The sequence below is a fragment of the Methanolinea sp. genome (genome assembly GCA_030055515.1).
Classification (GTDB): Archaea; Halobacteriota; Methanomicrobia; order Methanomicrobiales; family Methanospirillaceae; genus Methanolinea_A.
Genome location: JASFYI010000005.1, coordinates 33,029 through 44,874 on the forward strand (window position 1 = coordinate 33,029; position 11,846 = coordinate 44,874).

General features: G+C 61.0%; 8 protein-coding genes. 4 read left to right on the top strand and 4 right to left on the bottom strand.

Annotated elements, in window-relative coordinates; all coding sequences use genetic code 11:
• Together QFX32_08675 and QFX32_08680 are read left to right on the top strand one after the other, a co-directional pair.
• Positions 1-304: hypothetical protein (locus QFX32_08675; protein MDI9634106.1), on the top strand; the 304-nt coding region annotated here is incomplete at its 5' end.
• Between the two features lie 110 nt (positions 305-414).
• Positions 415-891, top strand: coding sequence for a hypothetical protein (locus QFX32_08680; GenBank protein MDI9634107.1), 477 nt, complete (start codon positions 415-417; stop codon positions 889-891).
• A 303-nt stretch (positions 892-1,194) separates the two neighbouring features.
• On the opposite strand, the gene QFX32_08685 is transcribed toward QFX32_08680, so the two are convergent.
• Positions 1,195-4,272, bottom strand: a complete 3,078-nt coding sequence (locus tag QFX32_08685) for a pre-peptidase C-terminal domain-containing protein (GenBank protein ID MDI9634108.1) — start codon at positions 4,270-4,272, stop codon at positions 1,195-1,197.
• Between the two features lie 843 nt (positions 4,273-5,115).
• Between QFX32_08685 and QFX32_08690 the strand changes: the two genes are divergently transcribed.
• Entirely contained in the window at positions 5,116-6,042 is a 927-nt protein-coding gene (locus tag QFX32_08690) for a hypothetical protein (GenBank protein MDI9634109.1), read from the top strand.
• A 93-nt stretch (positions 6,043-6,135) separates the two neighbouring features.
• Positions 6,136-8,115, top strand: coding sequence for a tetratricopeptide repeat protein (locus tag QFX32_08695; GenBank protein ID MDI9634110.1), 1,980 nt, complete (start codon positions 6,136-6,138; stop codon positions 8,113-8,115).
• Here the strand turns inward: QFX32_08695 and thiL are convergent.
• Genes thiL through QFX32_08710 form a run of 3 tightly spaced genes read right to left on the bottom strand, consistent with a single transcriptional unit; the run spans position 8,103 to position 11,804 of the window.
• Positions 8,103-8,981: a thiamine-phosphate kinase gene (gene thiL / locus QFX32_08700; GenBank protein MDI9634111.1), complete on the bottom strand. Its 879-nt coding sequence runs from the start codon at positions 8,979-8,981 to the stop codon at positions 8,103-8,105. The two genes, QFX32_08695 and thiL, sit on opposite strands and share 13 nt — an antisense overlap.
• Entirely contained in the window at positions 8,974-10,950 is a 1,977-nt protein-coding gene (locus QFX32_08705; GenBank protein ID MDI9634112.1) for a DUF460 domain-containing protein, read from the bottom strand. The genes thiL and QFX32_08705 overlap by 8 nt, the downstream gene beginning before the upstream one ends.
• Positions 10,947-11,804: an RIO1 family regulatory kinase/ATPase gene (locus QFX32_08710; protein ID MDI9634113.1), complete on the bottom strand. Its 858-nt coding sequence runs from the start codon at positions 11,802-11,804 to the stop codon at positions 10,947-10,949. The genes QFX32_08705 and QFX32_08710 overlap by 4 nt, the downstream gene beginning before the upstream one ends.
• Between the last annotated feature and the right edge of the window lie 42 nt (positions 11,805-11,846).

Genomic DNA, 11,846 nt, shown 5'->3' on the forward strand with positions numbered 1-11,846 from the left:
GCTATTCGCTTCCTCGATGTGGTCTTCCTACACTGACGCCTTCGCAACGCCGACTCCGGGTTACTCTTTCGGGAGTAATACCGACGAGGTCTTCCAGACCCCGGACCTCTCCTACGCCTGGTCGTCCTCGTACACTGACCCGTTCCAGCCGCTATTCGCTTCCTCGATGTGGTCTTCCTACACTGACGCCTTCGCAACGCCGACTCCGGGTTACTCTTTCGGGAGTAATACCGACGAGGTCTTCCAGACCCCGGACCTCTCCTACGCCTGGTCGTCCTATGGAGATCCGTTCAAAACACCGTGAAGGCATGACCAGTGGATGAGGTATTCGCGAAAAACCACGATACCCGGAAATTATTTCAGGGAGAAGAAGAACACCTGAGTAGATAAAATATATATCCTCATTTCACCAAAATGTGGACGATTCTGGAAGGATGTGACATGAAAATAAGAAAGTGCCTCATACTCATCGGTATAATCCTGACCGTGGGTATCGCCGTTGCAGACTACATTCCTCCCTACTGCAATGCGTATGACTTTGGAAGCTCGTTTACAGGTTCGCAAGTATCGATGGTCACCACAACGAGCGAGAGGAATGTTGCATCATGTGCCGATTCCATGAAAAATGTCGATTACAGTGTTAGCCTCTCGGGAATCGGTTCTGCCTCTTCGTGGGTGAATGCGTATTCCCTCGGAGGAAAGACGGGATATACCTTCGACAAGATCAGGAACATGCTAGGATCATACTCGCCGGCATTCTGGAATCCGGATCTGGGGACAGGGACACCCGGCAATGGCTTCATGCAGGTGAACGAGCTCGCATACAGCGAGAAGACCACGGCATCGGGGATCATCCAGTCATTCAGCAAGGTAATAAGCATCCAGTGCTGATTTTTTTTCACGGAAATTATTTTTTACCTAATATTAACCTTAGAATCCGTCAATCAAAAAAATTTATGATTTGATCCTCGCCGGGAATCAATGGAGAGTGTAACACCACTCCTTGAGGATTCCAAAAAAAGCGTACCATTTTTTCATCACCAGATGAAATCCAGTCAGGATACATCTCCATTCCCCTCCTGCATGATTTTTTCAAGATCGGGCTTGTGAATGTTCCTTTCATTTTTGCGATCCCATGAAGAAATGCTCCTTTCTGCGTTTCCCACTAAAAACAAGTTTCGGAGAGATTACTCCTCAATTTCGGCTATAAAATGGTGGATTCTCCGGTGATTCATGTGTTTCGGAGATGATGTAGGAACCGGAGCCAGAATATGCGTGGACCATCACGTAGTACCTCCCGGAGCTCGGGGACTGGATGGTGATCGACTCGGAGGAGAAGCCCCTCCTCGCGCTCGCGTAGTGGTACGATGTAAGAGTCGGGTACTCCCCTCGCTTCACGTACATGTCGAAATCGGCGATGTAAGACGGCCCCGTGAGGGTGATCCTGCAATAACCGCTCGTCCCGTAGGGGATGTCGAAGTAATAGTACGCCTTCTCGCCCGTCGACGTGAAACGACCGTACTCTGTCTTCTGCGTGATCGACATCGGGACCTGGGGTGTCTGGGTTGGCAGAGTCGTCGGGGGAGTCGTGGGGCGGGTGGTCGGGGGTGTCGTGGGGGAACTGGTCGGACGCGGTGTCGGAGGGGTCGTGGTGACTGGTATGGTCGTGGGACGGGTGGTCACCGATCCGTGCGTCTCCGAGATCGTGTAGGAACCGTAGCCGGTGAAAGAATATACCATCACGTAGTACCGCCCGGGTGCAGGGTTCTGGATCGTGACCGTCTCGTAGGACGTCCCTACGTTACCACTCCCATAATCGTACGAGGTGAGAGTTGGGAGATCCCCCCTCCTCACGTAGAGGGAGAAATCGCCTCGAAGCCCTATAGGGCCTTGGAGAGTGACAGTGCAACTCGTAACACCTATGGGGATGTCAAAGGAGTAATAGGCCCTGTCTCCAGAAAAAGCGAGGTATCCTTGAACGGATTTGAGGGTGATGTCCGTTGCGGAGACCTGTGTCGGAGTTGGCTGGGTAGTCGGCGGAGTTGTGGGTGGCGTGGTCGGCGTGGGCGTCGGGGTCGGCGTGGGTGTGGGAGTTGCCACAGTGTGTGTCTCAGAGATCGTGTAGGAGCCGGAACCGGAATAAGAACGGACCATCACGTAATACCTCCCCGCGGCCGGATTCTGGATCGTGACTGTCTCATAGGAAGTTCCCCACCTGCTGCTCGCGTAGTCATACCATGACACCGTGGGGTAGTCCCCCCTCCTCACGTAGAGGTCGAAGTCCGCCCTTGACGAGGGTCCTGAAAGGGTCACAGTGCACGTCCTCGTCCCGGATGGAATATCAAAGTAATAGTATGCCTGTTGGCCGGACGTTGTGAATTGTCCCTGAACGGTCTGCATCGTGATCGGGGTGGCGGGAATCGGTGTCGGGGTCGGCTGGGTAGTCGGCGGAGGTGTGGGTGGCGTGGTCGGCGTGGGCGTCGGGGTCGGCGTGGGTGTGGGAGTTGCCACAGTGTGTGTCTCAGAGATCGTGTAGGAGCCGGAACCGGAATAAGAACGGACCATCACGTAGTACCGCCCTGCTTGGGGATTCTGGATCGTGACCGCTTCCTGGGAAGTCCCCCGCCTGCTGCTCGCGTAGTCATACCATGACACCGTGGGGTAGTCCCCCCTCCTCACGTAGAGGTCGAAGTCCGCCCCTGACGAGGGTCCTGAAAGCGTCACAGTGCACGTCCGCGTATTGGAGGGAATGTCGAAGTAGTAGTATGCCTGCTGGCCGGGGGACGTAAACCCACCCTGTATTGCCCGCAGCGTGATGGAGGTAACGGAACCGGGAGTCGGAGTCGGCTGGGTGGTGGTCGGCTGCGTCGTGGGCCTGGTCGTCGGCGTCGTGGTCGGCGCGGGTGTGGCTGTCGTGTGCGTCTCCGAGATCGTGTAGGAGCCGGAACCGGAGTACGCATAGACCATCACGTAGTACCTGCCCGCGACCGGATTCTGGATTGTGACCGTCTCCGATGCGGTCGAGCCCGTGCCCGCATAATCATACGACGAGGTCGTCGGATACTCCCCCTTCCTCACGTAGAGGTCGAAGTCCGCCCCTGACGAAGGGCCTGACAGGCTCACAGTGCACGTCCTCGTCCCGGAGGGAATGTCGAAGTAGTAGTATGCCTGCTGGTAGGGAGACGTGAACCGCCCCTGTACTGTCTGCATCGTGATTGAAATAGCACTCGGAACGAGTGGTACGAGGTCGACTTCGTTTGACGGGTCAGCATCGTAGATCTGGGGCTCGAACAGGTCTTTCCTGTTTGCGACCTGCCAGTTGTGCAATTCCCTTTTCGCGTAGTAAAACGCTTCCTCTGCCGAGATCCAGTTGTTCCTGTTCGTGTCTGCCGACGGACTATTGAATCCCTCCACTAAAAAGTACGTGAATCCCCCGTTCTGGAGGAGGTAGTATTCTGTCGAGGATTCCGTGTCCTTCGTTGCCATTAGGATGAGGAACTTCCTCATCGAGAAAGAGTCCCTCGTCGATGCATCGCTGGCCGAGGTCGTGGAGGAGGAACTCCGCATGAAATCATCTGCAAAACCATCCTCAATGCCCGCGACCTGTGATTTGACGATACCGGGGCTTCCCTTCACCATCCCACCGCTCTTGCACGAGTCAAAGATAGCGACGATGTTCTTCGCATTTATTCCGCCCAGGAGGTATGCGAGCTCGTCGTCGCTTATCTCGCTTGACCAGTCGTAACCATCCCGCGAATCGTAGGGGCAGATGTACTCGTCGTAGCCGTCACTCTCGTCACGGTCGTAGTCGGGCATTCCCGTGTTCCCGTGACCGGAGAAGTAAAAGACGACGATACTCCTCGAATTCGTCCTCGACTTGACGTAGTTTACCGTGCTGAAGATGTTTGACTTCGTCGCCTGTGCATTAGTGAGGGTCACGATGTTACTCTCCCTGAAGTTACACTTCCTCACCAGCACGTCCTTCATGTCCACGACGTCGTTTAGCGCGTAGTTCAGGCTGGGGTTGATATCCTCGTACTTGTACGTGTTTATCCCGATGAGAATGGCCCAGTTGTCTTCGTCCGCGGCACATGCAGGGAGGCAGGGGAGTGAGAACAGGAACAGGAGAACGAGAGTAAGAATTGACTTGTTGATCCCCTGCGAGCGACATGGCTTTAATTTTTTTCTTTTCGCTCCATCCGATATTGTGACTGACCCATAGGTAATTCCCTCTTTCGTTCTCCTTTGGAAAATGTGGAAAATAGAAATCACTTGATCACCTTAGTATCACTCGAATAAGGATTGCCGAAAACGCGCAATAAACATTTCCTTCACGCTTGGATACCTAATTCTAACGAGGAATACTTATATAGATCACGGGTTATGGTTATTTTGTGAGAAAAATGAAACGAGTGTGGGTTATTGCCATCTGCATACTCCTCGTGTTTTCCCTCCTCATTGTAACGTCGACTGCAGCGACCGTGAAAGTATCAAAAACTTCCGGGAGTTCGAAGAGTTTCTCGTCTTCGAAATACACGGGAAAAACGTTTTCGAAGATTACATCCTCCAAGTTTTACTCATCTCGTTTCAACTGTCCGTTCTGCGGATAGCAACGAACCCCTCCTTTTTACAGTATTCAAATTGGCTTTATCGCATCAATGCGACTGCATTACTTGAAGTCGCCCCGGATTAATGAAACTAAAAATATTCTGGGAATATCGCTCCAGTCCTGTAGGCCATATCCACTCTCCCGCGGGCATTTTTCCCGAATCACATGTCTCATGCCGGCTTGCCCTTAAACCCGGGCCAAATGTTGTTCGTTAATTTTTGCCGTCCGCTGCCTCCCGTGACCATCGGAGAACAGAATTGGTCGCGAACGGATGCATTGCCGTGACATTGCGTGGAGGAGAAAGTCTTGTCGCGACAAATTTCTCAAAACCATTCGATTATCCCCGTGTAGAAATGCACTACCATCCCACAATCCTCACTTACTTTTTTTGACCACGAGAGTATTTCCATTTCCGCGCACCTGACAATAAGTAGCCTTTTATGCCTCCAGAACCAACAGTTTCTCTATTGCTGGGAGTATCGCAATTCACTCAAAGGAGATGGTCGATGAAGATTTCGAGGTTTTTTCCTGTTCTCCTGTTCCTCTGCTTCGCGGGATATGCCCTCGCGGACGATCCCGTGGGTGCGACCCGGCAGACGCAGGGGATCACCACCGTGACCCACGTCGTCGTCTACGGGACGTTCACCGACAGCGTGGAGGCCGTCTGGGTGACGTCGAACCAGGACGTGAGGAACAATCCCCCGCTCAACGAGTACGCCGACGAGGTCACCGTGGATGGAGCGGGCAGGCTTGCCCCGACCGGAAACAGGAACTGGACACCCGAACGGCAGGCGACGATGTCCTACAGCGAACAGACACTCGCGGACAACGGGTACATAGAGTGGGACAAGACCGTGAGCCTCGACACCGGGGACAAGATCGCAAACCAGGACAACTTCAGGACGGTGACGCACTTCGACTTCGTCTCCGCCGAGGACGCGTACGGGAGGGCAACCTTCTCCGAGAGCCTCCTCCTCGATTCCGCGAGCATGGGATCGGGGGCGGGGTCACGCATGATGTGCCCGTGGGGGACCGGTGACAGCGGGTTCATCCCGGCGTACTGCAACATCGTCGAGATGGGGAGCTCGTTTACCGGCTCCCGCGTGACGATGGTCACGACAGCGGGCGAGCGCCACGTCTCTGCCTCCGCGGACGTTCCCGCCGGGATGGACTACTCCGTCAGCCTCTCGGGGGTCGGGTCTGCCGCAGCCTGGATCAACGCGCACATCATGGAGGGCAGGACGCCGTCCGTCTTTGCGAATGTCGCGAACGGCGCGGGGAGGACCGACTACGTCTTCTGGAACGGGGACATGGGGGACTACGGCTTCATGCAGGGCGTCGACCTCGTCTACAAGGAGAGGACGACCGCGTCCGGCGTCATCGCCTCGTTTGCGAAGGCGATGAGCTACCAGTCGGGCATGCGGAGGCTCTGAGTCCTCCCCCTCAATCTCCTTTTTTGCCATTTCCCGCGGGACCCTGCACTCGCAGCACACGTCTTATTAAGGATCGCCACCCAATTCCTACGAATGCAACGGAGTGCCTGCCTGTTCCTCGTTGTCCTTATTCTCGCCGCCACCCTGATCGCTGCGTGCACCACGACTCCCCCCGCCCATGTCTCCATCGAGAAGGCGAGGGAACTCGCAAAGCAGGGAGACCTCGAGGGGTCCCTTGCCGTGTACGATGCCGTCGTCGCCGCCAATGGAAACGACAGTGCCGCGTGGCGGGAGAGAGGGGAGGTCCTCCGCGCGATGGGAAGGGACGAGGAGGCGCTCCGGTCGCTCGAAAGATCCCTCGCTCTCGACCCGTCCGAGGCCGGCGCGTGGGTCGTGCTCGGGGATATTTTCCTCGGGATGAACAGGACAACCGACGCCTTCCGCGCCTACGACCGTGCCATCGTCACCGATGCGAATACAACGATGGCATGGGTCGGCGTCGGCCGCGTCTTCGCACTCGAGGGGAGGAACGAGGATGCCCGGAAGGCGTTCCTCATGGCACTCAGGACGAACAGGTCCCACGCGCCGGCCGCAAAAGCTCTCGGTGACGTCCTCGTCGCCCTCAGGGAGTATGACAACGGCCTCCGGGCATACGAAGAAGCCCTCTCGCTCGATCCCCTCTACGCGGATGCAGCCGTTGCCAAGGGTGACCTGCTCTCGCAGTTCAGGAAGTTCGAGGAGGCGCTCTCGGCCTACGACACCGCCCTTGAAGTCTCTCCCAACGACACCGCAGTCCTCGGCAGGAAGGCGTTCGTCCTCTCCGCGATGGGCCGGCACGACGACGCGATCGCCCTCTACGACAGGATGATCGCGATCTCCCCCGGGAACGCGACGTTCCTTGCGTACAAGAGTTACGCCCTCAACTCTGCCGGCCGGTTCAACGAGTCGATAGAGGCCGCTGACCGGGCAACGGCGCTCGATCCCGGAAACGCCGTCGCGTGGAACAACAAGGGTTTCGCGTTGAGCGCCCTCGGGCGGCTCGACGAGTCGCTCGCCGCGTACACGAAGGCCGTCGAGCTGGACCCGAAAAACGCCGCGGCCCTCACCAACAGGGGCTACGTCCTGCTCACCCTCGGCCGGTACGGGGACGCGGTCGCGGACTTCGACCGGGCGATCGGTCTCCAGCCGAACTACTCCGCGGCCCTCTCCTACAGGGCGCTCGCGCACCTCCGGCAGGGGCAGTTCGAGAGTGCCCTCTCGGACGCGACGCGCGCCGCGACAATTGACCCGAAGAACGCGGGGGCGTGGACCACGGGCGGGAGGGCCCTCCTCGAGAAGGGGCAGTTCCGCAACGCCACCACGTACTTCGATAGAGCCCTCCAGGCAAACCCGAACGCCCCTGACAGCTGGCTCCAGAAGGGGATCGCGCTCTTCATGGAGAGGATGTACGAGGACGCCATCACCGCATTCGACAGGGTGCTCGCCCTCGCTCCCGGGAACCTGCAGGCATGGCAGTACAAGGTCTCCTCGCTCGTCAGGCTCGGGAGGGGGGAAGAGGCTGTGCGGGTCACCGACCGTGCACTCAAGACCGACCCGTGGAACACGACCCTCCTCCTCCGGAAGGCGAGCGCGCTCGTCCTCCTGAACCGCCCGGGCGAGGCGGACCTCGCCCTCTCCCGCATCCTCGAGAAGGACCCTGAAAACTACGACGCCCTCGTGATGAGGGGCACGATCCAGCTTTCTGCCAACGATTACCTCGGCGCCATAAAGACCTTCGAGGGTCTCCAGCAGTCAGGCCGTGACACCGACGAGTCTTTCGTGTACCTCGGTATCGCGTACTACCGGTCGGGGCAGTACGAGAAAGCCCTCGCCGTGTACGACAGGCTCCTCGAGCGGTACCCCGCGAGTTCCGTCACGTGGTCCAACAGGGGCTACGCGCTCGCGAAGCTCGGGAGGATTCAGGACGCGATCAAATCCTTCGACCGCGCGCTCGCGCTCGACCCCTCGAATACCGACGCGAGGATCGGGAGGTACGAGGCGATGCGGATCCTCTGGCCTTCCTACAGGCCGTAGGGGGGATCCCCGTCCCACCGGTGCCGGAATCCCGCAATTTCTGCCGGGCGGCCGTCGACGAGGATCACCGGCTCGTCGGTCACGCGTCCGATCACGAACAGCTCCGGGATCTCCGGGAGAGGGGTGCCCGGGGGCGCGGTGAAGAGGAGCCCGTAGTCCCCCCCTCCCTCGAGGGCAAACCGCCGCGCCTCGTCCCGCGGGACCCCGAGGAGCGGGGGGATCCTCCCGGTCTCGATCGCGTACCCCCTCCCGCTCGCCTCCCGCATGTCGCCGAGCGAGGCAAGCAGCCCGTCCGACACGTCCATCATGGAGGTGACCCCCGCCTCCGCGAGTCTCCGGCCCTCGGCCACGCGGGGCCGCGGGGTGCAGAGGAACGGCCGGAACGCGGCGTACCCCTCAAGCGCCGCCTGCGCCCGCCCGGGGACCCCGACGATCCCCACGATGTCGCCGGGCCGCGCCCCCGATCTCCGGACCGGCCGGTCCGCAAAACCTACCCCTGCGCTCACGAGCGTGAGTTCCCGGTGGGCGTCGAGGTCGCCCCCCGCGAGGACCGCGCCGTGCTCCCCGCAGCAGTCGCGGGCGCCCGCGATGATCCCCGCGAGCCGCTGCGGCCGATCCAGCCCCACGGCGAGGAGGACGATTGCGGGCTGCGCGCCCATCGCGGCGATGTCGGAGAGCGTGACCGCGGCCGCCATCCACCCTATCTCGCGGTCCGTCATCCCGGCGGGAAAGTCCGTGCTCTCGTGGAGCATGTCGGTCGTCGCGACGAGGAACCGCCCGCGGTCGGGGAGGACAGCGCAGTCGTCGAGGACCGCGTCCCTCCCGATGAGGGAGGCGACGACCTCCCGCAGCGCACGCTCATCCAACCTTCTTCATCTCCCTTCCCCGCTCGGTGCGGTACTCCTCGAAGATCTTCATCAGAAGCTCTCCCTTCTTCTCGCGCTCGTACCGCTCCTGTGCCTCCCTCCACTCCCGCATGGCCTCGTGGAACTGGGAAGGGTCCGCGGCCCCTATCTTCCCCTTCACGACGGCGCGGACAGCCCGCGTGGAGAGGACCGGGACCGAGAGATCCCGCAGGATCTCCTCTACCTCGCGGAACGCCGTCTCTTCCTCCCCTGCCTCGACGAGGAGCGCCCCGATCCCCGCCTCGGCGAGTTCGCGGAGGGCAACCTTGCCGAACCCTTCCAGTTTCCGGACATAGAGGACGTCGCCCTCCCTGATCCCCATCTCCGCGACGAGGGATCGCACCCCCTCCCTTGTGAGCGAGGGGAGGATCTTGAGCGGGATCGTCTCGCCCGAGAGGAGGGCCTCGTCGAACTCCTTCATCTTCTGGATCCTCTTTAGGAGCCTCCTGTTCTCCTTCTCCCCGGTGCGGAGCTTCTTCTTCAGGTTCTCGATGATCGCGTCCCTCTTCGTGATCTCGGCGTCCGACCGGATCTTCTGGTCCCGGCGCGACCGCAGCCTCTTTAACCGGGCCTCGAGCCTCGCGATCTGGACGTCCCTCTTCCGGAGGTCTTCCTGGAGCTCGGCGACGATGGCCCGGAGCCTCTTGACCGTGCCCTCGAGGATGCGCACCCTCTCGTCCCGGGCCTCGTCCGCCCTCTCCCCCGGCTCGCCCGTCGCTTCCGCCGCGGGTGCCCCCGGGGGTGCGGGGAGCTCCCTCCCGGCCATCTCCCCGATGACCTGCTCGAGCGACTGCCCCCGCAGGATCCGCGCCCTCACCTCGTCGACGTCGAACCCCGGCGGGATCCTCTTGCCGAGGTTCTGGAACTTGTTCCGGTACGCCCTGTACGCCTCGAGCGCCGCGGCGAGGGCATCGCGCTCGTGGTCGTTCCTCGTGGAATACCCCTGCGTGAGGGCCTGCTTTGCCTCGACGCTCATGTCCGACCTCGGGGTGTAGGCGATCCCGTTGAAGGCCCTGCGGATCTTCTCCACGGAGAACGGCATCTCGCTCACGTCGGACGCGACGATGAGGGGTTTTCCGATGCGGGTGAGCGCCTCGATCACGCCCGGCATCGACATCTGGCGCGAGCTCTCGAGGTGGAGGAGGTTCCCGTCGAGGTCGAGCGCGGCGACCGCGGTCGTCGTGCCCGGGTCGATGCCCACGATGAGGTATTTTGGCCGCGCCTGGAGGGGGCGGAACCGGATCCTGTCGAGCCTTTTGCCATGGATCCGGACCTGGACGTCCGCGCCCCGGGATGCGGAGACCGGGATCTCCTCCCGCGGGGCCTGTACCGTGAAGGAGACCCTGCTGCAGCCGCCGAACGCCCGCGTCTCCCTCTTCTCGTACTTCAGCCCCGCGGAGAGGAGTGCCATCTCGATCTCCCGCGCCTTCTGCAGCACCGCCCCGTGGATCTTCCTGCAGTACCTGTTCTGGCTCCACCCCCCCTTCCCCGGCGACCTGTGCCGGGAGACGACGATCTCGCTCTCGTTCTCGAACGCGATCACCTCGCAGCCGGCGCCCATCGCCGCGACGCGCGCGATCGCCCTCGCCTCGTCGAAGGGATCGAACCTGTTGACGCTGATGTTGTACCTGCTCGCGACCTTCGGGAGCGATTCCTTCCTCTCTCCCCCCGTCACCTGGACGAGCCTGACCGAGGGGGGGAGCATCTGGAGGAACGAGAAGACGTCCCGCGCGTCCGCGGCGACCTCCTGGACGCTGTCGACCGCGAGGATGTCGGGCTTCTCCTGCGCAAGCCTCCGGAAGAGCCGGAATGCCGTCACCTCGGTCTCCTCCACGATATCGTTGCCCGAGAGGACGACGAGCGCATACCGCGGCCTCTGCGACCGCGAGCGCACCGAGCCCGTGATGACGTCGATCCCGAAGACCTTCATCCCGTCACCCTCGCGACCTCCGCGGAGACGTCCGCCGAGACACCGTACTTGCGCCCGAAGTACCGGACGATCTGGGAGATGTCGCGGGCGAGGATCTCGTCCGCGTTCGGGTGGTCCGTCGTGACCCACTGGGGCCAGTCGATCAGGACGACGCCCCTCCCGTCGAGCATCACGTTGAACTCCGAGAGGTCCGCGTGGATGACGCCGCGGGAGTACGCGGCGGTAACCTGCCCGAGGATCTCGGCGAGGACCCGGGCGGGCTCTTCCACCGCCGTCCTGTGGAGGAGAGTCCCGTCGATGTACTCCATCACGACGACGCCCCGGTTCTGGTCGACCGGGAACGGGACCCTCACGTGCGGGTGGAGCCTCCGGAGGGCCTCGTACTCGCGCTCGGCGGACGCCCTCGAGGCGAAGACCCACGGGCAGTGGGACCTCCCGGCGATGTAGTCACGCGCGACCCGGATCGACTGGAACGACCTCTGCCCCACGTGGTGGCACTTGACCGCGACACGCGAGAGGCTCACCCCCTCGTACACGACCGACTCCTTTCCCTCCCCCACGGGCGGGCCGAGGGCCGAGAGGCTCCCCCTCCGCGTGAGGGCGAGGAGGGCGAGGGCATCGTACCCGGCAAACGTGAGGCTGTACCCCTCGTAGGGGACGACGTCGTACTTCACGAGCCCCTTCTCCATCAGGGTCCCGAGCCTGTACCGCGTCTCGTTCTCGGAGAGCCCGGCCTTCTTCCGGAGCAAGTCGAGCGGGACCCACGAGTGGAATGCCATCAGCCTCTCGATCGCCTGGAGGACGCGCGCCTCGTAGGGGTGGAGCTGCCGCACCGTCTCGGCAGAAAGGGGCATATCTGCTACACAGTTTATCTATGCGCATGATAAAGGTTGATC